Source organism: Nocardioides sp. Soil777 (assembly GCF_001428425.1).
Classification (GTDB): Bacteria; Actinomycetota; Actinomycetes; order Propionibacteriales; family Nocardioidaceae; genus Nocardioides; species Nocardioides terrigena.
Genome location: NZ_LMSN01000001.1, coordinates 481,565 through 505,099, shown reverse-complemented (window position 1 = coordinate 505,099; position 23,535 = coordinate 481,565). Strand labels below are relative to the sequence as shown.

Genomic DNA, 23,535 nt, shown 5'->3' with positions numbered 1-23,535 from the left:
CCGACGATCGCGGGTGCCGAGGGACGCAGGAGGGTCAGTCGACGGCGCGGGAGGGGCGACACAGCGCGCTCCCGGTGCGCACGAGGTCGACGGCACGACGTTGCGTCAGCAGGTCACCCACCGTGGCGGGGAAGGTCGTGGAGGCTCGCACGTCAGCCACAACCGGTGCCGGACCGGGCGGATTCCGTGGTTCCCGTCACAAGGGCGTCGCAGCCTCCCTAGGGTGCGCGACATGTCTTCTCGTCTCGGCCTGCGCCTCGTCGCCCTCCTCGTCCCCGTCGTCCTCCTCGCGCCCGCGGCTGCGCACGCGGAGAAGGTCGCGACGACGGATCCCGCGGGGGACGTCGTGAGCGTCGGGCCGACGGAGCGGGGCGACGACGACCTGGACAACCTCCTGCCTGCCCCCGAGAACCTGACCGCGGACGTCGTCCGCACCGTCGTCGACCACACCGGATCGCGCCTCCGGGTGCGCATCGACCTCCGCGAGCTCGGCCGGTCGAGGATCTACTTCGCGGTGCTGCAGGTGCGCACCCCCGCGGGCACCTTCGAGGTGGAGGCGGACGACCTGGGCCGCCGGCCGGAGGTCGAGATCACGCGCCGGGGTCGCGCCGTCGACTGCCCGCGACTGCGCGCCGTCGGCGACCGGGCCGCCGCCCGCGCGGTCATCACGATCCCGACGTCCTGCCTCGGCGCTCCTCGGTGGGTCCAGGTTGGCGCCGGCATAGCGTCCCTCGAGACCGTGACCGCGGCCGACGGGGCGGAGCAGGACGTGGTGTTCGCCGACGACGCCCACCGCGCCGGGACGATCGGCGACGACAACCTGACCAAGGGCCCCAAGGTCCGCCGCGGCTGACCGCTCACCGGGTGAGGAGCACCAGCACCTCGTAGTGCGTGGTCTGGGGAAACATGTCGAGCACCCGCGCCTCGACCGGGCGCAGCGAGGGCATCAGCGCCAGGTCGCGGGCCAGCGACTCGGCGTTGCACGACGAGTAGACGACGTACGACGCCTCGCCGGCCTCGAGCCAGCGCGCGAGGTCCTCGCCGATCCCGCGTCGGGGTGGGTTGACCACGACGAGGTCGGGCGCCCCCGGCTGGGCCAGCGCCCACGCCGTGGCGTCCCCGGCGACGAAGGTCACCCCGTCGGGCGCGGTCGCCTGCGCGGCGGCCACCGCCTCGGCCGACACCTCCACGCCGGTGACGGTGCGGCCCGGCCCGGCGACGGCCAGCGCGAAGCCGCCCACGCCGCAGTACAGGTCCCACGCCGTGCGGACGTCAGCCAGCCCGGCGACCCACTCGCGGGCCTGGGCGTAGAGCGCCGCGGCGACGTGGGTGTTGGTCTGGAAGAAGCCCTGGGGCCGCAGGGCCAGCTCGAGCCCCTCCAGCCGCATGGGCAGCGACGCCTGCGGGGTCAGCACGATCTCCCGCTCGCCCTCGAGCACGGCCGCGTGCGAGGGCTGCACGTTGAGCGACACCACGCGCAGCGGGGGCAGGGCCTTCAGCAGCCACGGCAGGTGCTTGCGGATCCGGGTCTCGTCGGCGGTCGAGCGCACCACCAGGCGCAGCATCAGTTCGCCGTCGGGCGACTCGGTGAGCAGCACGTGCTTGAGCTCGCCGCGGCGCGTTGTGACGTCGTACGGGGTGAGGTCGGCGCGGGTGACGAAGCCGGCGACCACCTCGAGCGCGGCCGTCAGGCCGGGGGAGTGCAGGGCGCAGTCACGCAGGTCGACCCCGGTGCGGCTGCGGTCCAGGATCCCCAGCGTGGGGGCGGCGGCGGTGCCGCCGACCGCCATCTTGGCCTTGTTGCGGAAGCCCGCGTCGGGACCGGCCACCGTCGGCAGCCAGACCGGCGACGGCACCAGCGATCGCGCGTGCGCCTCCTTGTCGGAGAGCTGCTGCGCGCGAGGCACCTCCAGCAGGGTGCACGAGCGGCAGCGGTGCGCGTCGTAGTGGTGGCAGTCCACGCGGGTGCCGGTCGTCAGCCGCGCAGCCGGCCCATCCACTCCTCGACCTCCGCCGAGGTGCGGGGGAGGGCGGCGGAGAGGTTGTGCGAGCCGTCGGCGGTGACGAGGATGTCGTCCTCGATGCGGATACCGATGCCGCGCAGCTCCTCGGGGACGAGCAGGTCGTCCTCCTGGAAGTACAGGCCCGGCTCGACGGTGAGCACCATGCCCTCGGCCAGGTCGCCCTTGGGGTAGATGTCCACCGAGGAGCGGCCGCAGTCGTGCACGTCCATGCCGAGCATGTGCGACGTGCCGTGCAGCGTCCACCGTGCGTAGACCTTGGACTCGGGGTCCAGCGCCTCCTGCGCAGACACCGGCAGCAGCCCCAGGTCGGCGAGGCCGTGGGCGAGGATCTCCATCGCGGCGTTGTGGGCGGCGAGGAACGGCACGCCCGGCCGGACGGCGTCGATGCCGGCCTGTTGCGCGGCGTGGACGAGGTCGTAGAGGTCGCGCTGCACGGGGGTGAAGCGGCCGTCGACCGGCAGCGTGCGGGTCACGTCGGCGGTGTAGAGGTTGCGCCCCTCGACGCCCATGTCGAGCAGCACGAGCTCACCGGGCGTGATCGGGCCGGTGTTGTCGATCCAGTGCAGCGTCGTCGCGTGCGCACCGCCGCCGACGATGGAGTCGTAGCCGATGTCGTTGCCCATCGCGCGGGCCCGGCGGAAGAAGGTGCCCTCGATCCAGCGCTCGCCGTGCTCGAGGACGCGGTCCCACTCGCGCACCGAGTCCTCGAAGCCGAGCGTGGTGATGTCGCAGGCCTCCTGGAGCTCGGCGACCTCCCACTCGTCCTTGACCAGGCGGAGCTCGTCGGCCACCCGGGCGAGGTCCTCGTCGCTGGTGATGTCGCGGGTCTTGCGGTCGTCGTCGAAGGACGGCAGGTCCTGGACGTGGCGGACCTCGATGCCGAGGGAGTCGGAGATCTCGCGGGCCGACGGACGGCGCCCGGCCCACAGCTCGCCGTACTGGCGGTCGCGGAAGAACTCGTCGGTGTCGCGCTCCGAGCGCGGCCGGGCGTGGAGGACCGCCTCGCCGTCGTCGATCACCAGCACGGCGTCGGAGGTCTGGTTGCCGGAGAAGTAGGTGTGCGCCGTGTCCGGGCGGAAGCGGTAGTCGGTGTCGTTGGCGCGCACCTTGAAGGTGCCCGCCGGAAGCACGAGACGCTCGCCCGGGAAGGCCGCGGCCAGTGCCGCGCGACGCCTGGCGGCGTGCTCGGTGATCGGGTGCCGGGGGACGTCGAGCTCGCGCTCGCCCCACCCGGTGCGCATGAAGGCGGCGTACGCCGCGGGCACGGCCGGGTCGTGCGACTCGGTGGCCAGCGGCTCACCGGTCTCGGAGGTGGCGACGTCGGGCTCGGTGGGGTGCTCCTCGTTCACGCGGTCACTGTACGCCGGGGCGACAGGGGTGCTCCGTTAGGCTTCCGGGCATGCCGAGACGACGTCGTGACAGCGTTGCCTTCACCGTCGTCGTGACGGTGTTGGTCATGCTGGGAGCCCTGGTGATGGCCCTCGTCGTCGCTCTCTCCGGCGCCCCCGGCACGCTGGCCCTGGCCGCTCTTCTCGCCGCCCTGCCGGTGGGTCCGCTGGTCGGCTGCTTCATGTGGCTGGACCGCTACGAGCCCGAGCCACGGTCCCTGCTGGTGGCCGGACTGCTGTGGGGTGCCTTCGTCGCGACCGCCGCCGCCCTCGTCTTCCAGGGGATCGGCGTCGCGGGCGGCGCCAGCGACACCGACAGCCTGGCCATCGTGGCACCGGTGACCGAGGAGCTGACCAAGGGAGCCTTCCTGGTGCTCCTCCTGTGGTGGCGCCGCCACGAGCTCGACGGCGTCCTCGACGGCATCGTCTACGCCGGCATGGTGGGCATCGGCTTCGCCTTCACCGAGAACCTCCTCTACCTCGCCGCGGCGTACGACGGGACGGACGGGCTCGGCCCCGGCGGCACGGAGGCCCTCACCGGCACCTTCATCCTGCGCGGCGTGGTCAGCCCCTTCGCGCACCCGCTCTTCACCGCGTTCATCGGCATCGGGGTCGGCCTGGCGGTGACGTCGAGGCGCCCGCTGCCGCGGGTCCTGCTGCCCGTGCTCGGCTACGTCGGCGCGGTCCTGGCGCACAGCCTGTGGAACTCCGCCACGCTCTACGGCACGGAGAACTTCCTCGTCGTCTACGGCACGCTGATGCTCCCGGCCTTCCTCGGCTTTGTGGCCTTCGCGCTGTACCGCCGCCGCTCGGAGCGGGGAATGATGGAGGCTGCCCTCGAGGACGCCGCCCGGCGCGGGCTGATCCCGGCCACCGACATCCCGTGGCTCGTCGACCTCCGGGCCCGCCGGCACGCCCGCGCCTTCGCCCGCAGGGGTGGAGGCGTGCACGGTGAGCGCGCCATGCGGGACTACCAGGCGGCCGCGATTGAGCTCGCCTACCTGCACCACCGTTATCTTCGCGGGACAGCACCACGCGATTTCGCCGAGCGCGGGCACGAGCACGTGGAGCAGCTCAACGCCGTACGCCCCTACATTGCCTTCCCCGGACAGGTGGTACCCACCAGATGACCGAGCTCCAGTCACGACAGGAGAGCGCCGACAGCACCAGGATGCTGACCGCTCTCGTGCGGCTGCGCGGCGCGCTGCAGGAGGTCCGGCTGCCGCTGGAGCTGCCGACCGCCGAGGCCCAGCGGCAGGCCCGCGGGGAGATGGTGGACCAGCTCGAGGACTACGTCATCCCGCGCCTGATGACCATCGACGCCCCGCTGCTCACCGTCGTCGGCGGCTCGACCGGCGCCGGCAAGTCGACCCTCGTCAACTCGCTGGTCGGCACGCGGGTCACCCAGCCGGGCGTGCTCCGACCGACGACCCGCTCGCCGGTGCTGGTGCACAACCCCGACGACGCGCAGTGGTTCGGCCAGGACCGCCTGCTCCCCGAGCTCGAGCGGGTCACCCGCAGCACCAACGACCCCGACGCGCTCCAGCTCGTGCCGTCGGAGTCCGTGCCGGCCGGCCTCGCCATCCTCGACGCCCCCGACATCGACTCCGTCGAGGAGCGCAACCGCACCCTCGCCGCCCAGCTGCTCGCGGCCGCCGACCTGTGGCTCTTCGTCACCTCCGCCGCCCGGTACGCCGACCAGGTGCCGTGGGAGTTCCTGCGCAAGGCCGCCGAGCGGTCCGCCGCCGTCGCGATCGTGCTCGACCGGACTCCGCCGGAGGCCGTCGAGACGGTCTCCACCCACCTGGCGCGGATGCTCGCCGCCCGCGGGCTCAAGGACTCACCGCTCTTCACCGTCGTCGAGGGAGGCGTCACCGAGGAGGGCCTGCTGCCCCCCGAGTCGGTCGCCGACATCCGCTCGTGGCTCGAGTCGCTGGCCGCCGACGCCGACGCGCGCTCCGCCGTGGTCCGGCAGACCCTCGAGGGCGCCATCCGCACGCTGGCGCGGCGTACGCACTCGGTCGCGGACGCCGCGACCGAGCAGGTCGACGCCGTACGCCGCCTGCGCGAGGACGTCAACCGGTCCTACGACCAGGCGGTGGCCGCGGTCTCCAAGGCGTCCGCCGACGGCACGCTGCTGCGCGGGGAGGTGCTCGCCCGCTGGCAGGAGTTCGTCGGCACCGGCGAGCTGCTCAAGTCGCTGGAGACCCGGGTCGGCTGGCTGCGCGACCGGGTCGTCAACGCGGTCAAGGGCAAGCCCCAGCAGGCCGAGCGGGTCACCGTGGCCGTCGAGTCCGGCCTGGAGACGCTGATCCTCGAGCACGCCGAGGCCGCCGCCGAGCGCACCGAGGCGTCGTGGCAGTCCACGGCCGCCGGCCAGCTGCTCCTCCAGCAGGGCGGGGAGGACCTTGGCCGTGCGTCGCGAGACTTCCGCCGCCGTGCCGAGCGCGCCGTGCGCGACTGGCAGTCCGACGTGCTGGAGATGGTCCGCACCGAGGGCGCCGACAAGCGCTCCACCGCCCGCTTCCTCGCCTTCGGCGTCAACGGCCTCTCGGTCGCCCTGATGGTCGTCGTCTTCGCGCACACCGCGGGGGTGACCGGCGCCGAGGCCGGCATCGCCGGTGGCTCCGCCGTGCTGGGTCAGAAGCTCCTCGAGGCGGTCTTCGGGGACCAGGCCGTGCGGTCGCTCGCGGAGCGGGCCCGACGCGACCTCGAGGTCAAGGTGACCGACCTCCTCGACGGCGAGCGCCGTCGCTACGTCGACGTGCTCGACGCGCTCGAGATCTCGCCCGAGGTCCCCGAGAAGCTGCGATCCTCGTCACGCCGTGTCGACGACCTGCGCTTCGCCGCGAGCAAGGCCGGGGCACCCGAGGCCACCCCGGAGGGTGCGGAGGCGGCCGACGCGGCTCCGGACGCATAGGGTGGGACCCCGATCCATCCTGCAGCCGTCGAGGGAGAACATGTCGTCCTTGCTCGAGGGGGCCAAGAAGCTGGTCTCCCGGAGTTCTGACATCGGTGCACGCGTGCAAGGCCTCGAGCAGGCCGTGGACGCCGCGCGAGGTCGTGTCGACGACACGATCCTCGACGACGCACAGGCTGTCGTCGACCGGGCGTCCAGTCGCCTCAAGCTGTCGGCGGAGCACACCGTCGTCGCGCTGGCCGGTGCGACCGGCTCCGGCAAGTCGTCGACGTTCAACGCGCTGACCGAGCTCGAGCTCTCCGCCGTCGGCGTGCGCCGCCCGACCACCTCGTGGGCCACCGCCTGCGTCTGGGGTCGCGAGGGCGCCGAGGAGCTCCTCGAGTGGCTCGGCATCCCCGCCCGCCACCAGGTGACCCGCGACTCGATGCTCTCCAGCGGCCGCGAGGACGAGCAGATGCAGGGCGTCGTGCTCCTCGACCTGCCCGACCACGACTCGACCGAGGTGTCGCACCACCTCGAGGTCGACCGGCTGGTCAAGCTCGCCGACATGCTCGTGTGGGTCCTCGACCCGCAGAAGTACGCCGACGCCGCCATCCACGACCGCTACCTGGCGCCGCTCAACCAGCACCGCGACGTGATGATGGTCGTGCTCAACCACATCGACACGGTGCCCGAGGACCGTCGCGAGGGCATGCTCGCGGACGTACGCCGCCTGCTGGAGGCCGACGGCCTCGCAGGCGTCCCGGTGGTCGGCGTGAGCGCCCGCCACGGCATCGGCATCCCCGAGCTCAAGTCCGCCATCGCCGCGCGCGTCGCGGAGAAGAAGGCCACCCGGGCCCGGCTGTCCGCCGACCTCCGCAGCGCCGCCGAGCGCGTGCAGGCGGCGTCCGGCACGGCGCGCACCCGCACCCTGTCGACGGAGCGCGTCGCGGCCCTCGACGACGCCTTCGCCGACGCGGCCGGCGTGCCGACCGTGGTCCGCGCCGTCGACAAGTCCACGCGCATGCGGGCCAACCGCGCGACCGGGTGGCCGGTCGTGGCGTGGTTCTCCAAGCTCAAGCCCGACCCGCTCAAGCGGCTCCATCTCGACCTGGGAGCCGTCGGCAAGGAGCTCACCGGCTCCGCCCGCACGTCCGTGCCCCAGGCGACCGGCGTCCAGCGGGCCCGTGTGGACACCGAGGTCCGTGCCCTGGCCGACCAGGTGTCCGACGGCATGGCGCCCGCGTGGACCGGCGCGATCCGCAAGGCGTCGGTGTCCCGCCTGCCCGACCTCGGCGACCGGCTCGACCGGGCCGTGGCGTCCACCGACCTCGGCGCAGACAAGATCCCCGCGTGGGCGGGGCTCGTGCGCGTCCTGCAGTGGGCCCTGATCCTCACCGCGATCGCCGGCTTCGTCTGGCTGGGCGCACTGTTCGGCGCGGCCTACCTCGGCTTCGACGGGGCGTCCACGCCCGAGTGGGGCGGGATCCCCATCCCCACGATCATGTTCCTCGGCGGCATCGGGCTCGGGGTGCTCCTGGCCCTGGTGTGCCGACTGCTCGTCTCGCTCACCGCGAGGAAGCGCGCGCGCACGGCCGACAAGCGGCTGCGTGACGCGATCTCGGAGGTCTCCGAGGAGATCGTCGTGGAGCCCATCCGCGCCGAGCTGGCCTCCTACGTCGTGGTCACCGAGGGCCTCGCGGCCGCTCTCAAGTAACTCCTCTGGCGGGCCCGTGGGTCTCCACAGGCCCGCCCGTGCGTCGTCCCCTCCACAGGGGCCGGGCGTCGTACGACGCGGTGTCGGTGCGGGTCCGCAGCCTTGGTCCACGAGGGCGGACGTGCCGCCCCACCGAGGAGGCATGAGATGAACGAGACCATCGTGACCCTGAACGGCTGGGTCGGCAGTGAGGTGGAGGTCCACGACGCGGGCGGCCAGGCGCTGGCCACCTTCCGCGTGGCCAGCACGTCGCGGCGTCGCAAGGGCGACGAGTGGGTCGACGGCACGACGACGTGGTTCAAGGTCAAGGCCTGGCGGCGGTTGGCGGGGCACGTCAAGGAGTCGCTGCGGGTGGGCGACCCGGTGATCATCACCGGCCGGCTCGAGGCCGACGTGTGGGTCCGCGAGGACGGCACGTCGAGCACCCAGCTGGTCGTCACCGCGACCTCGGCGGGCCACGACCTGGCGCGGGGCACCTCGCTCTACACGAAGCCGGGCCGTCGCGAGGACCAGCCGTCGGGCGGTGACCCGTGGGACCCGGCCGCCGTGCCGGTGGCCGGCGTGGACGTCGAGACCGGCGAGATCCTGGACGAGGCGAAGGCCCGGGTCGAGCAGGACGGGGCCGACGCCGAGGCCGCTTGAGCAGCGGGTGGGACCGCGGGGAGCGGTCCCGGCCCGTGCGGGCGGTCGGTCGGGCGGCCGCCGGTTGTCCAGCGGGGTGCCGCGACCCGTAGGCTCAGGCGCATGGCTGAGTACGTCTTCACACTGCGCAACGTGCGCAAGGCCCACGGTGACAAGGTCGTTCTCGACAACGTCACCCTCTCGTTCCTCCACGGCGCCAAGATCGGCGTCGTCGGACCCAATGGCACCGGCAAGTCCTCCCTGCTCAAGATCATGGCGGGGCTCGACCACGCCAACAACGGCGACGCGATCCTCGACCCCGACGCGACGGTCGGCATGCTCCAGCAGGAGCCGCCCCTCAGCGAGGGCAAGACCGTCCTGGAGAACGTCGAGGAGGCGGTCGGCGAGATCAAGGGCAAGCTCGACCGCTACAACGAGATCTCCGAGCTGATGGCCGACCCCGACGCCGACTTCGACACCCTGCTCGCCGAGATGGGTGACCTGCAGACCGACCTGGACCACGCCAGCGCGTGGGACCTCGACAGCCGGCTCGACCAGGCGATGGACGCGCTGCGCTGCCCGCCGCCGGACGTCCTGGTCGACAACCTCTCCGGTGGTGAGCGCCGCCGCGTGGCGCTGTGCAAGCTGCTGCTCCAGCAGCCGAGCCTGCTGCTCCTCGACGAGCCCACCAACCACCTCGACGCCGAGTCGGTCCAGTGGCTCGAGGGGCACCTCGCGTCCTACCCCGGCGCCGTGCTGGCCGTGACCCACGACCGGTACTTCCTCGACAACGTCGCCTCCTGGATCCTCGAGCTCGACCGTGGCCAGGCGCACCCCTACGAGGGCAACTACACGACCTACCTCGAGACCAAGCAGAGCCGCCTCAAGATCGAGGGCCAGAAGGACGCCAAGCGCGCCAAGGTGCTCGAGCGCGAGCTCGAGTGGGTCCGCTCCAACGCCAAGGCCCGCCAGACCAAGAGCAAGTCGCGTCTCGCGCGCTACGAGGAGATGGCGGCCGAGGCCGACCGGATGCGCAAGATCGACACCTCCGAGATCAACATCCCGGCCGGTCCGCGCCTCGGCGACGTGGTGCTCGAGGCGCACGACCTCGGCAAGGGCTTCGAGGGCCGCACGCTCATGCACGACGTGTCCTTCACGCTGCCCAAGGCCGGCATCGTCGGCGTCATCGGCCCCAACGGTGTCGGCAAGACCACGCTCTTCCGGATGATCACCGGCGAGGAGAAGCCCGACGACGGCGAGCTCAAGGTCGGCCAGACGGTCAAGATCTCCTACGTCGACCAGAGCCGCGGCGGCATCGACCCCAACAAGAACGTCTGGGAGGTCGTGTCCGACGGGCTCGACTTCATCAAGGTCGCCAACTTCGAGATGAACTCCCGCGCCTACGTCGCGTCGTTCGGCTTCAAGGGCCCCGACCAGCAGAAGAAGGCCGGCGTGCTGTCGGGTGGCGAGCGCAACCGCCTCAACCTCGCGCTCACGCTCAAGATGGGCGGCAACATGCTGCTCCTCGACGAGCCCACCAACGACCTGGACGTCGAGACCCTGTCCTCCCTCGAGGACGCGCTCCTGGAGTTCCCCGGCTGTGCCGTGGTCACCTCCCACGACCGGTGGTTCCTCGACCGCGTCGCGACCCACATCCTCGCGTGGGAGGGCGACGACGAGGACCCGGCCCGCTGGTTCTGGTTCGAGGGCAACTTCGCGGCGTACGAGGAGAACAAGATCGAACGCCTCGGTGTCGAGGCCGCCCGCCCGCACCGCGTGACGCACCGTCGCCTGACCCGCGACTGATCCTTCGACACACACTGCGACAGCACGACGGCCCGGCACGCATTGCGTGCCGGGCCGTCGGCGTCGAGCGGCCGGGAGGTCGTCGCCTCAGCCGGTGGCGCCGTCGCGCAGGTCCATCTCCGGGTGGTCGCTGATGAGGTGGTCGGTGACCGCGTCCATCGCCCGGCCGATCGCGCTGAAGTCGTCCCCCTGGACCCGGTCCACGAGGTAGGCGCGCACGCCCTCGACGTGGCGGGGTGCGGCCTCCTGGAGCAGGGCGTAGCCCTTGTCGGTCATCGTCGCCACGATGCCGCGACCGTCCTCGGGCGTGGTGCCGCGGACGACGTACCCGGCCCGCTCCATCCGGTCGATCGTGTGGGTCACCCGGCTGCGCGAGTGGGCGAGCGCGTCGGCGAGCTGCGCCATCCGCAGGGCGCGTCCGGGACGCTCGGAGAGCCGGACGAGGATCTCGTACTCGGTGAGCGAGATGTTGAACTCCCGACGCAGGTCGTCGTCGAGGCGGTCCATGAGCAGGGTCGAGCCGACCACGAGGGCGCGCCAGGAGCGCTGCTGGTCCTCGTCGAGCCACTGGGGCTCGGGGGCTGCGGGGGGCATGCGGTCACTCCTTGTACGACGTCACGGCGACTCGATCGTCCCCGCTCGGGACGACCCTAACCATCACGGTCCTCACCTGCAGTCGAACACGCCACCACGCGACCGGGCCGGGACCCGCGCGGTGGGGTCCCGGCCCGGGCCGGTGGATCGGCGTGCGGACGTCAGCCGAGGCGCTCCAGGATGAGCGCCATGCCCTGGCCGCCACCGACGCACATGGTGATGAGACCGGTGGTCTTGTCGTGCCAGTCAAGCGAGTTGAGCATCGTGTTCTGCAGGCGGGCGCCGGTCATGCCGAAGGGGTGGCCGACCGCGATCGCGCCGCCGTTGACGTTGAGGCGGTCGATGTCGATGCCGAGGTCCTGGTACGACGGCACGACCTGGGCGGCGAAGGCCTCGTTGATCTCGACGAGGTCGATGTCGCCGATGCTCATGTCGGCGTGGGCCAGGGCCCGCTTGGTCGCCTCGACCGGGCCGAGGCCCATGATCTCGGGGGAGAGGCCCGAGACGCCGGTGGAGACGATGCGCGCCAGCGGGGTCAGGCCGAGCTCCTTGGCCTTGGTGTCCGACATGATGACCACGGCGGCGGCGCCGTCGTTGAGGGCGCAGCAGTTGCCGGCCGTGACGACGCCGTCGGGGCGGAAGACGGGCTTGAGGTCCTTGATCGCGTCGTAGGTGACCCCGGCGCGCGGGCCGTCGTCGGTGGACACGACGGTGCCGTCCGGGGTGGTGACCGGGGTGATCTCGCGGGCCCAGAAGCCGTCGTTGATGGCCTTCTCGGCGAGGTTCTGCGAACGCACGCCGAACTCGTCGAGCTCCTGGCGCGACAGGCCGCGCAGGCGGGCGACGTTCTCGGCGGTCTGGCCCATGGCGATGTAGGCGTCGGGGAGCTGGCCGTCCTCGCGCGGGTCGTGCCAGTCCACCCCGCCCTCGGCGGTCTTCGCGGTCCGGGTCTGCGCGTCGTCGAAGCGCGGGTTGACCGTGTGCGGGATGTGGTCGGAGGTGCCCTTGGCGAAGCGGGACACCGTCTCGACGCCGGCGGAGACGAAGATGTCGCCCTCGCCGGCCTTGATCGCGTGGAACGCCATCCGGGTGGTCTGCACGGACGAAGCGCAGTAGCGGGTGATGGTGGCGCCGGGCACGTTGTCCATGCCGTTGAGCACGTTGACGATCCGGCCCATGTTGTTGCCGCTCTCGCCGCCGGGCAGGCCGCACCCGAGGTAGAGGTCGTCGACGGTGTTCGGGTCGAGGCCGGGGATCTTGTCCAGCGCGGCCTTGACGATCAGCGCGCTGAGGTCGTCGGGCCGGAAGTCCTTGAGGGACCCCTTGTTGGCGCGGCCGATGGGGGAGCGCGCTGCGGAAACGATCACTGCCTCGGGCATGGGAACTCCGGTTCTGGTGGGCGGTCAGGGTGTTGCTGGCTCACCCTAGACGGGCGCGCGCACAGGTGGAACACGTTCTCGTGTGGGCTGGGTCATGCCGGGTCGGGGGGCTCGGCCAGCGACCCGAGGAGCAGCTCGAGGCTGGAGCGGAGGAACGCCGCGCGCTGGCGTGCGGGGCGCTGGAGAGCTGCCAGGAGCACCCCGTCCAGGGCGGCCACGACCGTCGCTGCCCGGGTGGCGTCGTCGGCATGACCGCCGGCCTCGAGCGTGCGGCGTACGAGCTCGACGAGCTCGGCGCGCCACCCCGCCATCGTGGCCGCGAGCTCCGGGTCGCGGGTCGCGGCGAGCGTGAGCTCGAGGCGGGCCAGCACCACCTCGGGGTGTGCGAGCCAGCGCCGGAAGAGTGACCCGGTCTCGCGCACCGCCCGGCCGACGCTGTGGTCGCCGGCGGCCAGCGTGTCGGACAGGGCTGCGACGTCCTGCACGAGCTGGTCGGACAGGTGCTCGGCGACCGCCTGCTGGAGGGCCGCCCGGCTGCGGAAGTAGGCCGACGAGCTCCCCTCGGGGAGCCCGGCCTCCCGGTCGATGCCGCGGTGGGTGAGCCCCTTGAGCCCGTGCCCGGCGAGCACGACGACCGCGGCGTCGAGGATCTCGCGCCGGCGGGGGGACTGCGGTGCGGGCAACGGGCCTCCTCGGGTGAGCGACGACACTACCGCCGCGCTTGTCGACGCGGGAGGCTCGGCGTAGCCTCTACAAACGTAGATAGTCTACAAATGTAGAAAGGCTCCCCGATGACCTTCCAGCTGCTCCCCGACATCGCCCCCTTCGTCACCGCGTTCTTCGCCCTGGCGGCCGTCGCCCTCGTCGCCGCCGTGGCCGTCGCCACAGGCTTCCTCGTGGTCAACCACCGCGAGCGCCTGGCCCGCCACGAATCGATCACCACCTACTACGGCCAGCTCCACTTCGCGCACTGACCCGGCCGGCTGGTCCACGGGTGGGCGCCCTGACGGGACCGGTGGCCGACTCTGCGACCATCGAGTGGTGCGCCACCGCTATGAGTGCCCCCTCCGCTGGGCCGACCTCGACCTGCTCGGGCACGTCAACAACGTCGTCTACGTCGACTACCTCCAGGAGGCCCGGGTCGACATGCTGCGCACCCATGCGCCCGACCGGCGGGCCGACGAGCTCGCCGAGGGCGTCGTGGTGGTGCGGCACGAGGTGTCCTACCTCGCCCCGCTGACCTTCCGGTTCCGCCCCGTCAGCATCGAGTGCTGGGTCACCGAGGTCCGTGCGGCCAGCTTCACCATGGCCTACGAGATCTTCGACGAGGACGAGGCCGGCGTGCGGACGACGTACGTCCGGGCCTGCACCGTGCTGACGCCGTACGTCTTCGCGACCGAGCGCCCGCGGCGCCTGACGACCGAGGAGAAGGACGTCCTCGCGCCGTTCGTCGAGGAGGGCTGGTCCGGCAGTCCCCGGATCGCGCCGGTCGCGGCGTGGGACCCGGGGCACTTCCCGCTCCACGTGCGCTTCTCCGACGTCGACGTCTACGGCCACGTCAACAACGTGAAGTACTTCGAGTACCTCCAGGAGGCGCGCATCCCGCTGATGCGCGACCTCGTCGAGCACCTGCCGGGCGCCGGCGACACCCGCGTGGTGGTGGCCCAGACCGACGTCGACTACAAGGTGCCGATCCTCTTCCGTCCCGAGCCGTACGACGTGTGGTCGCGCATCACCCACGTCGGGACGCGGTCCTTCACCATCGAGTCGGAGATCCGCGACGACGAGCGGGTGCTCTCCCGTGCGCGGGTCGTGCTCGTCTGCTTCGACCCGGTCGCCGGTCGCTCGGTGGACCTCGCACCGGAGCAGCGCGCCGCGATGGTGGCCGCCCTCGAGGACTGAGCCTCTAGGTCTCACTCCAGCGTGTTGACCATGAACTGCGCGGCGTGGGTGACGTAGTCCCAGAACTTCTGGTCCTGCTCGGCCGTCAGGTCGGCCGCGTCGAGCCCGGCGCGGAAGTGCACCAGCCAGCGCTCCGCCGCGAGGGGGGTGACCGCGAAGGGCGCGTGGCGCATCCGCAGCCGCGGGTGCCCGCGCCGGTCGGAGTAGGTGGTCGGTCCGCCCCAGTACTGGACCAGGAACATCGCGAAGCGGTCCTCCGCCGGCCCGAGGTCCTCCTCGGGGTAGAGCGGTCGCAGCACCTCGTCGGTCGCCACGCCCTCGTAGAAGGTGTGCACGATCGAGCGGATCGTCGCCTCGCCGCCGATCTCGTCGTAGAAGGTGCTCTCGGTCGTCACGGTCGCCATTGTGCCGAGCAAGGGGTGAGACGGCCGCATCGGGAGGGGAGGGTGAGCGTGGAAGACTCGATGCGACCCACGTCCCCGACGCAACAGGAGCACAGCATGTCCACGACCCGCACCGCGACCACGCACTGGGAGGGCACCCTCTTCGAGGGCGCCGGCAAGGTCACCCTCGAGTCCTCCGGGATCGGCACGTACGACGTGTCCTGGCCCTCCCGCGCCGAGGAGGCGAACGGCAAGACCAGCCCCGAGGAGCTCATCGCTGCGGCCCACTCGTCGTGCTTCTCGATGGCCTTCTCCAACGGCCTGGCCAAGAACGACACCCCCGCGACCTCGCTGGACACCCAGGCGGCCGTGGACTTCACCCCCGGCACCGGCATCACGGGCATCAAGATCACGGTGCGCGGCGTGGTCGAGGGCGTCGACAACGACACCTTCGTCCGCCTCGCCGAGGAGGCCAAGGCCGGCTGCCCGGTCTCGCAGGCGCTCTCGGTCCCGATCACGCTGGACGCGGCGCTCGCCTGACGGGCGCCCCTCGCACGGACGACGGCCCGCCCGGATCACCCGGGCGGGCCGTCGTGTCGTCGGGAAGTCCAGGCGGGCTCAGGCAGGACCCTCGGCCTGGGCAGGGCCCTTGGCCGGGGGAGCGGAGTCGATGTCGACCTCGGGCTGCGCGGGCTCGCTGTCGGCCGAGCGCATCCACACGACGCGCTGCGCGAACGGCATCTCGATCCCCTCGAGGTCGAAGCGTGCCTTGATCCGCTGGCGCATCTCGCGCGCCACGGCCCACTGCTCGAGGGGGGCGGTCTTGAGGGCGACCCGGACCACGACGGCGTCGGGGGTGATGTCCTGCACGCCCCACACGGACGGCTCCTCGATGACCCGGCCCTTGAAGTCCTCGTCCACCCACAGGTCGTGGGCCACGTCGGCGAGCACCCGCTGCACCTGGGCGACGTCCTCGCCGTACGCGACGCTGATGTCCAGGACCGTGCGGGCCCAGTTCTGGCTCATGTTGCCGACGCGCAGGATCTCGCCGTTGCGGACGTACCAGACCGTGCCGTTGACGTCGCGCAGCCGGGTGACGCGCAGGCTGACCGCCTCGACGGTCCCGACGGCCTCCCCGAGGTCGACCTCGTCGCCGACGCCGTACTGGTCCTCGAAGATCATGAAGATGCCGGACAGGAAGTCCGAGACGAGGCTCTGGGCGCCGAAGCCGATGGCGAGCCCGAGGATGCCGGCGCTGGCGATGATCGGGGCCACGTTGACGCCGATCTCGCTGAGCATCATCGTCCCGATGACGGCCAGGATGATGCCGGTGACGATGCTCTTGAGCAGCGTGCCCATCGTCTGGGCCCGCTGGACGCGGCGGGTCGCGCCGGCCGACTCGTGGATGTTGAGGGCGGTGCCGACCTTGCCGCCGGTCATCGCGCGGCTGAAGCGGTTGGGCATCATGCCGGTCTCGGCCCGCTTGACCACCCGGTCGATGACCCGGTGGAGGACCCACCGGATGACCAGTCCCAGCAGGGCGAGACCGATCAGCGCCATGGGCTTGCCCACCAGCCAGTCGGCCACGTTGGCGGCCGCCGTGCTGTCGGTCTCGCTGTAGACGAAGTTGCAGATGGTCGCGTCGTCGGAGCAGGGATCGTTGAGCGAGAGCATCGGGCCAGTATGGCGATCTGAGCGGCCAACCCAAGTCCTCGCGACGGCGTGTGACGGATCCGACGGGAGGACCGCGGCGGCCGCGCGCGCGGGAGCCGATATCGTGTCCCCGTGATCACGTCCGAGCCCTCGTCCAGCATCTCCGTCCGTCGGCGTTCGCGCCGCCTGACCAGCGCTGCGGCGGCAGCCGTCGTCGTGGCCCTCACCGGTCTCGCGGTTCCGGCCTCCGCGGACGTGCCCGAGGGTTGGAGCAACCCCGACGACGTCGACATGCTCTACGCCCTCCTCCTGCTCGGTGGCGTCCCGCTGCTGCTCTTCGCGGGCATCGCGGTGCTCACCTACCTCCCGGCGCTGATCCGTGGCGAGAAGCTGGCCCCCGGCGCGGCCGACGACCAGTGGTTCGGCGGTCCCCGCCAGGGTGCCAAGGAGCTCGAGTCCGGCGTCCAGGCCGAGGAGACCGGTGGAGCTCGTGGCACCTGGTGACAACCGCACCCGTGAGCTGAGCTCACGGGAGAGCGCCGAGATCGACCGGTCCATCCGGGCGGCCGAGGCCCTGTGCCGCTTCGAGTTCTCTGTCTTCATCGGCACCGCCGAGGGCGACACGCGTGCCTACGCCCAGCGCCTGCACGCCAGCCTGGTCGCGCCCGCCCGCAGCCTGCTGCTGCTGGTCGACCCGACCGTGCGGGCCATCGAGGTGGTCACCGGCACCGAGGTGCGCCGCCACCTCACCGACCGCGAGGTCGAGCTGGCCGTCCTCCAGCTCCGGTCGGACTTCGTCGCCGGCGACTTCGTGGGCGGCCTCACGCGTGGCATCGCCATGCTGGCCGAGCACGCCCGCCCGCAGCACACCCTGCACGCCGGCAGCTGACGCGTCGTACGACGAAGGCCCCGCCCCCACGAGGGGAGCGGGGCCTTCGTGCGTCCGGGTCAGCGGGCGTCGCGCTCCTGCGCGGCCAGGGCGCGGGTGATGTCCGCCCGGGCCTCGCCGACGTAGCGCCGCGCGCCCGTGGGGGCGTCGGTCGACGCGGCGAGCCACTCGTCGAGGCGGGCCACCACCGCGGGCGAGCCCACGGCCAGCGGGAAGCCGTACTCCAGCACGACCGACGCCTTGTGGAAGCCCAGCGTGTCGATGATCGTGTGCGCGGAGTCGAGGAACTTCTCGACGTAGGGCTCCACGACCTCGTCCTGGTCGGACCGGAAGATGGAGAAGACCATCTCCCGCGACGTCTCGTTGGGGGTGGCCGGGTCGACGATCGCCGACCAGCCGGCGGCCTTGGCCTCGGTCGTGGGCTGCGCGACCCGCGCAGCGGCGGCCTTCTCCTTGCCGGAGATGGTGTTGTCGCGCTCGAGCTCGGCGTCGATGCCGGCGTCGTCGAGGCGTCCGCCGCGGGCCAACGCGGTGATCAGCTCCCAGCGGAAGTCCTGGTCGACCGCCAGGCCCTCGACGGTGAAGGTGCCGTCGAGCAGCCCCTGCAGGTCGTCGTACGCCGCGTCGCTGCGGGCGGCAGCGGCGTAGGAGCGGGCGAACGTCAGCTGGTGGTCGCTGCCGGCCTCGGCGTCGAGCAGCAGGCCGCGCAGGCCCTGCTCCCACTCAGCCTTGAGGGCGGCACGGTTGGCGGGCGCGGAGTAGCGGTTGACCGCCAGCGCGGTGGACGAGGGGATCTTGGTGACGCCCCAGGCGTCGGTCTCGGAGCCGATGTTGGCCAGCACCAGGCGGACCCAGTCGGAGGTCGCCATCTCGGCGTCTCGGGTCATGTCCCAGGCGGCACCCCACACGAGGGCCCGCGCCAGCGAGTCCTCGACGCGGGAGAGGCCGTCGATGACGGTGGCCAGCGAGCGCTCGTCGAGGCGGATCTTGGCGTAGGCGTGGTCCTGGTCGTTGAGGAGCAGCAGGGCCGGCTGGGCCGTCCCGACCAGCGCGGGCACGTCGGTGCTCGCGCCCTCGACGTCGACCTCGAGGTACTCGCGGCGCACCAGGGCACCGTTGACGTCGTCGTACAGGCCGATGCCGAGGCGGTGGCGGCGCAGGGTCGGCCAGTCCGCGTGCGCGGTCTGGGTGACGGAGAACGACGCGTACTTGCCGTCGGCGTCGAGCTCGAAGGACGGGGCGAGGGTGTTGACGCCCGCCGTCTGGAGCCACTCCTGCGCCCACGAGGTGAGCTCACGCCCCGACGACTTCTCCAGCGCGGCCAGCAGGTCCGAGAACTCGGTGTTGCCGAACGCGTGGTCCTTGAAGTACTGGCGGATGCCGGCGACGAAGGCGTCCAGGCCGACCCAGGCGACGAGCTGCTTGAGCACCGACGCGCCCTTGGCGTAGGTGATCATGTCGAAGTTGACCTCGACGGCGTGCAGGTCGACGTTGTCGGCCGCGATCGGGTGCGTCGAGGGCAGCTGGTCGGCGCGGTAGCCGGTCTGCTTGCGGGCGTTGGCGAAGCCGGTCCACGCGTCGGTGTACTCCGTTGCCTCGGCCTCGCACCAGTAGCAGGCCCACTCGGCGAACGACTCGTTGAGCCAGAGGTCGTCCCACCACTTCATGGTCACCAGGTCGCCGAACCACATGTGCGCCATCTCGTGGGTGATGACCGACGCGCGGAACTCGAAGAACGAGCGGGACTGCCGCGAGCGGGGGAGGTACTCGTCGCGCAGGGTCACGCAGCCGGCGTTCTCCATCGCGCCCATGTTGTACTCCGGCACGTAGAGCTGGTCGTACTTGTGGAACGGGTAGGGGAAGTCGAACTTCTCCTCGAAGAACTCGAAGCTCTGCTTGGTGAGCTCGACGAGCACGTCGGTGTCCATGTACTCGACCAGCGACTGCCGGCAGTAGTGGCCGAGCGGGATCTTGCCGAACTTGCCCTCGTACATGTCGAGGACCTCGTGGTACTCGCCGGCGACGATCGCGGTGATGTACGTCGACATCCGCTCGGTCGCGGGGAAGCTCCAGACCGCCGTGCCGTCGCCCTGCGTGACGGGGTCGGGAGTCGGCGCGTTGGAGACGACCTTCCAGGACTCGGGGGCGGTCACGGTGAAGGTGAAGACGGACTTGAGGTCGGGCTGCTCGAACGTGGTGAACACACGGCGGGCGTCCGGCACCTCGAACTGGCTGTAGAGGTAGACCCGGTCGTCGGCGGGGTCGACGAAGCGGTGCAGGCCCTCGCCGGTGTTGCTGTAGGTGCAGTCGGCGCGCACGACGAGCGTGTTGGTCGCCTGGAGGTCGTCGAGCTGGATCCGGCTGTCGGAGTACGCCGTCGCGGGATCAAGGGACCGCCCGTTGAGGGTGATCTCGTGGACCGTCGCGTCGACGAGGTCGGCGAAGGTCGCACTGCCGGGCTCCCGGCAGGTGAACTCGAGGGTGGTCGTGGAGGCGAAGGTCGCGTCACCGGTCGTGAGGTCGAGTTCCACGGCGTACGACGCGACGTCCAGGAGGGCGGCGCGGGTGGCGGCCTCGTCCCGGGTGAGGTTGGTTCCAGGCATGCCGGTCATCCAACCACTCGACGCCAACGGGAATCGAGTGACCCGTCCTGTGGTTGAGGCACGACATGACCAAGGCTGACTTCTGGTTCGACCCGCTCTGCCCGTTCGCATGGATCACCTCGCGGTGGATCCTCGAGGTGGAGCAGCAGCGCGACATCGACGTCACGTGGCACGTGATGTCCCTCGCCTACCTCAACAAGGACAAGGACATCCCCGACGACTACCGCCGGATGCTCGAGCCGGCGTGGGGCCCCGTGCGGGTCTGCATCGCCGCCGAGGAGCGCCACGGCAACGAGCGCCTGCTCGACCTCTACACCGCGATGGGCAACCGGATCCACCTCCAGAAGGCCGACCTGGACCGCGACATGGTCGTTGCTGCGCTGGCCGAGGCCGGCATGGACGCCGACCTGGTCGACGCCATGGACGACACCTCGCTGGACGGTGCCGTGGCCGAGTCGCACCACGAGGGCATGGACGCCGTCGGCGACGAGGTCGGCACGCCGACGATCCACATCGAGGGCGCCGCGTTCTTCGGTCCCGTGCTGAGCCAGATCCCGCGCGGCCAGGACGCACTGGACCTGTGGGACGGCACCGTGGCGGTCGCGAAGTTCCCGTACTTCTACGAGCTGAAGCGCACCCGCACCGGGGACCTCGACTTCAGCTGATCAGCTGCTGCCGGCGGTGGTCGCGGCGACGCTCGCCGTGACCGCCGCCGCGATCGCGGCCTGCGCCGCCACCACGGCGTCCCGCACGGCCTTCGCGGCCCACGCCCCGTCGGCGACCTCCTGGGCGCGCGCCTTCACCGTCCGGGCCGGCAGGTCGCCCCGGTCGACGACCTTGTGGGCGTGGTCGATCGCCGCGAGGAGCGCGATCAGTGCCGAGGTCCGGGCGTCGGGCGTGAGGCCCTGCACCAGCGCGCCCTGGAGCAACGCCCGCACCGACTCCTCGTGGCGGGCGTCGCGCGCGGGCCACGTGGTGTGCGGGAAGAGCCCCAGCACCTTGTCGTCGCGGCGCTCGACGAGCCCGCGCGCCGCGAGACGGTCGAGCAGCACGTCCCGGGTGCCCTTGCCCAGCCGGTCGACGAGGTCCTGGGCGGAGCGGGGCTTCTCGGCCACCCGGGCCATCGCCTCGTCGAGCAGCGGCTCGCCCGGCGGGGTGCCCGTCACGGCGACCTTGGCCGAGGTCCAGCGACTCGTCCTCTCGACCACCCCGACGCGCCCGGCGAGGGCCAGCTCGAGGAGGAGTGCGCCACCCAGCAACGGCTGGACCTTGTCCGAGGCGGCAAGGGTCCCCTTGGCATCGTCGAGCAGGAGGAGCAGGAGGTCCTCGGCGATCAGCGTCTGCATGCCGACCACGCTAGCCACGCGGTGAAACGTGGTGGCGACCCCTCACTAGGATTCCCCCCATGACCCATGTCCTCTCCGCAGTCGCCTGGCCGTACGCCAACGGCCCGCGCCACATCGGCCACGTCGCCGGCTTCGGCGTGCCCTCCGACGTCTTCTCCCGATACATGCGGATGGCGGGCCACGAGGTCCTGATGGTCAGCGGCACCGACGAGCACGGCACCCCGATCCTGGTCACGGCCGACAAGGAGGGCGTCAGCGCCAAGGACCTCGCCGACAAGAACAACGCGGTCATCGTCAACGACCTCGCCGACCTCGGCCTGTCGTACGACCTCTTCACCCGCACCACGACCGGCAACCACTACGGCGTCGTGCAGGAGATGTTCCGCACCGTGCTGGCCAACGGCTACATGGTCGAGCAGACGACGCAGGCCGCCATCAGCCCGTCGACGGGTCGCACCCTGCCCGACCGCTACATCGAGGGCACCTGCCCGATCTGCGGCTACGGCGACGCGCGCGGCGACCAGTGCGACAACTGCGGCAACCAGCTCGACGCGACCGACCTGGTCAACCCGCGCTCCAAGATCAACGGGGAGACGCCGGACTTCGTCGACACCCAGCACTTCCTCCTCGACCTGCCGGCGCTCGCCGACGCGCTGAAGGTGTGGCTGGACGCCCGCGAGGCCGAGGGGCACTGGCGCCCCAACGTCATCAAGTTCAGCCAGAACATCCTCAAGGAGATCCGGCCGCGCGCGATGACGCGCGACATCGACTGGGGCATCCCGGTCCCGGGATGGGAGGACCAGCCGACCAAGCGGCTCTACGTGTGGTTCGACGCGGTCATCGGCTACCTCTCCGCCTCCATCGAGTGGGCGCGACGCTCCGGCGACCCCGAGGCGTGGCGCGCCTGGTGGAACGACCCGGAGGCGCTGTCCTACTACTTCATGGGCAAGGACAACATCGTCTTCCACTCCCAGATCTGGCCCGCCGAGCTCCTCGCCTACAACGGCCAGGGCTCGCGTGGCGGCGAGCCGGGGGAGTACGGCGTCCTCAACCTGCCCACCGAGGTCGTCTCCTCGGAGTACCTCACGATGGGCGACCAGCAGTTCTCCACCTCGCGCGGTCACGTGCTCTACGTCGGCGATTTCCTGGCCCGCTACGGGCCCGACCCGCTGCGCTACTTCATCTGTGCGGCCGGCCCCGAGACCTCGGACGCCGCCTTCACGTGGGCCGAGTTCGTGACCCGCAACAACTCCGAGCTGGTCGCGGGCTGGGGCAACCTCGTCAACCGCACGGCCACGATGATCGCCAAGAGCTTCGGCGAGATCCCGGCGGCAGGGGCGCTCGAGCCGGTCGACGAGGCCGTGCTCGCCGCGGTCCGGGGCGGCTTCGAGACGGTCGGCGACCTCCTAGGTCGGCACCGCCTCCGCGCCGCCGTCGCAGAGGCCATGCGGGTCGTCGGCGAGGTGAACAAGTACGTCACCGTCACCGAGCCCTACAAGATGAAGGACGAGTCGCAGCGCGAGCGCCTCGCGACCGTCCTGCACGTCGCCGCCCAGTGCGTCTCCGACTGCAACACGCTGCTGTCCCCGTTCCTCCCGCACGCGGCCAACAAGGTGCACCTGGTCCTCGGCGGCGAGGGCGAGTTCATGCCGATGCCGCGGATCGAGCAGGTCGACGAGCTCGAGCCGGACAACGGTGCCGGCCTCACGTCGTACCCCGTCATCACCGGCGACTACGCCGCGACCCCGGCGTGGGCGTCGCGGCCCGTCACGGTCGGCGCGAAGGTCGACAAGCCGACCCCCGTCTTCACCAAGCTGGACCCGTCGGTGGTCGAGGAGGAGCTGGCCCGCGTTGCCGGCTGACGTCGAGCTGCGCACCGACTCCGCCGACTCGGTGGAGTCGGTGCGGCTGCTCGCGGCCTACGAGGCCGAGCTCGTCTCGCTCGGCGTGGTCCTCAACCACGGCTGGGCCGGTGGGGTGACGCCCGACCAGCTCCGCCCGCCGTACGGCGCCTGGCTGGTCGGCTGGCGCGGCGACGAGGCCGTCGCCTGCGGTGGCGTGCGCCTGCTCTCGCCCGACGTCGCCGAGGTCAAGCGGATGTACGTCGACCCGTCGGCGCGCGGCGCCGGTCTGGCCCGTCTCCTGGTCGCCCGCCTCGAGGCCGAGGCGATGGCCCTCGGTGCGTCCGTGGCCCGGCTGGACACGGGCCGCGACATGGCACCGGCCGTCGCGCTCTACCGCTCGTCGGGCTACCGCGAGGTCGAGGACTACAACGGCAACCCCGACGCCGGCTGGTGGTTCGAGAAGGACCTGCGCTCGCCTTCGTGACCG

At 71.6% G+C, this 23,535-nt stretch carries 24 protein-coding genes; 14 read left to right on the top strand and 10 right to left on the bottom strand.

What is annotated here, in order from left to right; all coding sequences use genetic code 11:
• Positions 1-34: 34 nt before the first annotated feature.
• On the bottom strand, positions 35-121 hold the full coding sequence (locus tag ASG88_RS24165) for a putative leader peptide (protein ID WP_407669413.1): 87 nt from the start codon (positions 119-121) through the stop codon (positions 35-37).
• A gap of 111 nt (positions 122-232) precedes the next feature.
• Between ASG88_RS24165 and ASG88_RS02435 the strand changes: the two genes are divergently transcribed.
• Entirely contained in the window at positions 233-853 is a 621-nt protein-coding gene (locus ASG88_RS02435) for a hypothetical protein (RefSeq protein WP_056885781.1), read from the top strand.
• Between the two features lie 4 nt (positions 854-857).
• On the opposite strand, the gene rlmC is transcribed toward ASG88_RS02435, so the two are convergent.
• Together rlmC and ASG88_RS02425 are read right to left on the bottom strand one after the other, a co-directional pair.
• Positions 858-1,961, bottom strand: a complete 1,104-nt coding sequence (gene rlmC / locus ASG88_RS02430) for a 23S rRNA (uracil(747)-C(5))-methyltransferase RlmC (protein ID WP_056886039.1) — start codon at positions 1,959-1,961, stop codon at positions 858-860.
• Positions 1,962-1,975: 14 nt separating this feature from the next.
• Entirely contained in the window at positions 1,976-3,373 is a 1,398-nt protein-coding gene (locus tag ASG88_RS02425; protein ID WP_056885780.1) for an aminopeptidase P family protein, read from the bottom strand.
• 50 nt (positions 3,374-3,423) lie between these two features.
• Between ASG88_RS02425 and ASG88_RS02420 the strand changes: the two genes are divergently transcribed.
• The 5 genes from ASG88_RS02420 to ettA all read left to right on the top strand — a co-directional run bounded on the left by ASG88_RS02420 (position 3,424) and on the right by ettA (position 10,455).
• On the top strand, positions 3,424-4,542 hold the full coding sequence (locus tag ASG88_RS02420; protein WP_056885779.1) for a PrsW family intramembrane metalloprotease: 1,119 nt from the start codon (positions 3,424-3,426) through the stop codon (positions 4,540-4,542).
• Positions 4,539-6,332 (top strand): dynamin family protein, encoded by a 1,794-nt coding sequence (locus ASG88_RS02415; RefSeq protein ID WP_235534692.1) that lies wholly within the window; start codon positions 4,539-4,541, stop codon positions 6,330-6,332. The genes ASG88_RS02420 and ASG88_RS02415 overlap by 4 nt, the downstream gene beginning before the upstream one ends.
• A gap of 40 nt (positions 6,333-6,372) precedes the next feature.
• On the top strand, positions 6,373-8,028 hold the full coding sequence (locus ASG88_RS02410; RefSeq protein ID WP_056885778.1) for a GTPase: 1,656 nt from the start codon (positions 6,373-6,375) through the stop codon (positions 8,026-8,028).
• 147 nt (positions 8,029-8,175) lie between these two features.
• Positions 8,176-8,670, top strand: coding sequence for a single-stranded DNA-binding protein (locus tag ASG88_RS02405; RefSeq protein ID WP_056885777.1), 495 nt, complete (start codon positions 8,176-8,178; stop codon positions 8,668-8,670).
• Positions 8,671-8,772: 102 nt separating this feature from the next.
• Positions 8,773-10,455: an energy-dependent translational throttle protein EttA gene (gene ettA / locus ASG88_RS02400; RefSeq protein WP_056885776.1), complete on the top strand. Its 1,683-nt coding sequence runs from the start codon at positions 8,773-8,775 to the stop codon at positions 10,453-10,455.
• Positions 10,456-10,542: 87 nt separating this feature from the next.
• Here ettA and ASG88_RS02395 read toward each other — a convergent pair whose 3' ends face one another.
• The 3 genes from ASG88_RS02395 to ASG88_RS02385 all read right to left on the bottom strand — a co-directional run bounded on the left by ASG88_RS02395 (position 10,543) and on the right by ASG88_RS02385 (position 13,111).
• Positions 10,543-11,049 (bottom strand): MarR family winged helix-turn-helix transcriptional regulator, encoded by a 507-nt coding sequence (locus ASG88_RS02395; RefSeq protein ID WP_056885775.1) that lies wholly within the window; start codon positions 11,047-11,049, stop codon positions 10,543-10,545.
• Positions 11,050-11,210: 161 nt separating this feature from the next.
• Positions 11,211-12,428, bottom strand: a complete 1,218-nt coding sequence (locus tag ASG88_RS02390) for an acetyl-CoA C-acetyltransferase (protein WP_056885774.1) — start codon at positions 12,426-12,428, stop codon at positions 11,211-11,213.
• A 92-nt stretch (positions 12,429-12,520) separates the two neighbouring features.
• Complete coding sequence (locus ASG88_RS02385) at positions 12,521-13,111, bottom strand: TetR/AcrR family transcriptional regulator (protein ID WP_056885773.1); 591 nt, start codon at positions 13,109-13,111, stop codon at positions 12,521-12,523.
• A 108-nt stretch (positions 13,112-13,219) separates the two neighbouring features.
• On the opposite strand from ASG88_RS02385, the gene ASG88_RS02380 reads away from it, so the two are divergent.
• Entirely contained in the window at positions 13,220-13,402 is a 183-nt protein-coding gene (locus ASG88_RS02380) for a hypothetical protein (RefSeq protein ID WP_056885772.1), read from the top strand.
• A 67-nt stretch (positions 13,403-13,469) separates the two neighbouring features.
• On the top strand, positions 13,470-14,330 hold the full coding sequence (locus ASG88_RS22375) for an acyl-CoA thioesterase (RefSeq protein ID WP_200956313.1): 861 nt from the start codon (positions 13,470-13,472) through the stop codon (positions 14,328-14,330).
• 11 nt (positions 14,331-14,341) lie between these two features.
• Here ASG88_RS22375 and ASG88_RS02370 read toward each other — a convergent pair whose 3' ends face one another.
• Positions 14,342-14,734: a globin gene (locus tag ASG88_RS02370; protein WP_056885771.1), complete on the bottom strand. Its 393-nt coding sequence runs from the start codon at positions 14,732-14,734 to the stop codon at positions 14,342-14,344.
• A 96-nt stretch (positions 14,735-14,830) separates the two neighbouring features.
• Between ASG88_RS02370 and ASG88_RS02365 the strand changes: the two genes are divergently transcribed.
• Positions 14,831-15,253 (top strand): OsmC family peroxiredoxin, encoded by a 423-nt coding sequence (locus ASG88_RS02365; RefSeq protein ID WP_056885770.1) that lies wholly within the window; start codon positions 14,831-14,833, stop codon positions 15,251-15,253.
• 78 nt (positions 15,254-15,331) lie between these two features.
• Here the strand turns inward: ASG88_RS02365 and ASG88_RS02360 are convergent, their stop codons facing one another.
• Complete coding sequence (locus ASG88_RS02360; RefSeq protein WP_082599793.1) at positions 15,332-16,387, bottom strand: mechanosensitive ion channel family protein; 1,056 nt, start codon at positions 16,385-16,387, stop codon at positions 15,332-15,334.
• Positions 16,388-16,498: 111 nt separating this feature from the next.
• Between ASG88_RS02360 and ASG88_RS23275 the strand changes: the two genes are divergently transcribed.
• Both ASG88_RS23275 and ASG88_RS02350 read left to right on the top strand, forming a co-directional pair.
• Positions 16,499-16,870: a hypothetical protein gene (locus ASG88_RS23275; RefSeq protein ID WP_056885769.1), complete on the top strand. Its 372-nt coding sequence runs from the start codon at positions 16,499-16,501 to the stop codon at positions 16,868-16,870.
• The gene (locus tag ASG88_RS02350) at positions 16,848-17,255 is read left to right on the top strand and encodes a DUF5130 family protein (RefSeq protein WP_056885768.1); all 408 of its coding nucleotides are present in this window, start codon (positions 16,848-16,850) and stop codon (positions 17,253-17,255) included. The genes ASG88_RS23275 and ASG88_RS02350 overlap by 23 nt, the downstream gene beginning before the upstream one ends.
• A 59-nt stretch (positions 17,256-17,314) precedes the next feature.
• Here the strand turns inward: ASG88_RS02350 and pepN are convergent, their stop codons facing one another.
• The gene (gene pepN, locus ASG88_RS02345) at positions 17,315-19,858 is read right to left on the bottom strand and encodes an aminopeptidase N (protein WP_056886037.1); all 2,544 of its coding nucleotides are present in this window, start codon (positions 19,856-19,858) and stop codon (positions 17,315-17,317) included.
• A gap of 65 nt (positions 19,859-19,923) precedes the next feature.
• Between pepN and ASG88_RS02340 the strand changes: the two genes are divergently transcribed.
• Positions 19,924-20,523, top strand: a complete 600-nt coding sequence (locus ASG88_RS02340; protein ID WP_056885767.1) for a DsbA family protein — start codon at positions 19,924-19,926, stop codon at positions 20,521-20,523.
• Here ASG88_RS02340 and ASG88_RS02335 read toward each other — a convergent pair whose 3' ends face one another.
• On the bottom strand, positions 20,524-21,204 hold the full coding sequence (locus ASG88_RS02335) for a GOLPH3/VPS74 family protein (RefSeq protein WP_056886036.1): 681 nt from the start codon (positions 21,202-21,204) through the stop codon (positions 20,524-20,526).
• 59 nt (positions 21,205-21,263) lie between these two features.
• Here ASG88_RS02335 and metG point away from each other — a divergent pair, with 59 nt between their 5' ends.
• Complete coding sequence (gene metG, locus ASG88_RS02330) at positions 21,264-23,066, top strand: methionine--tRNA ligase (RefSeq protein ID WP_056885766.1); 1,803 nt, start codon at positions 21,264-21,266, stop codon at positions 23,064-23,066.
• On the top strand, positions 23,056-23,532 hold the full coding sequence (locus tag ASG88_RS02325; protein WP_056885765.1) for a GNAT family N-acetyltransferase: 477 nt from the start codon (positions 23,056-23,058) through the stop codon (positions 23,530-23,532). The genes metG and ASG88_RS02325 overlap by 11 nt, the downstream gene beginning before the upstream one ends.
• Positions 23,533-23,535 lie beyond the last annotated feature (3 nt).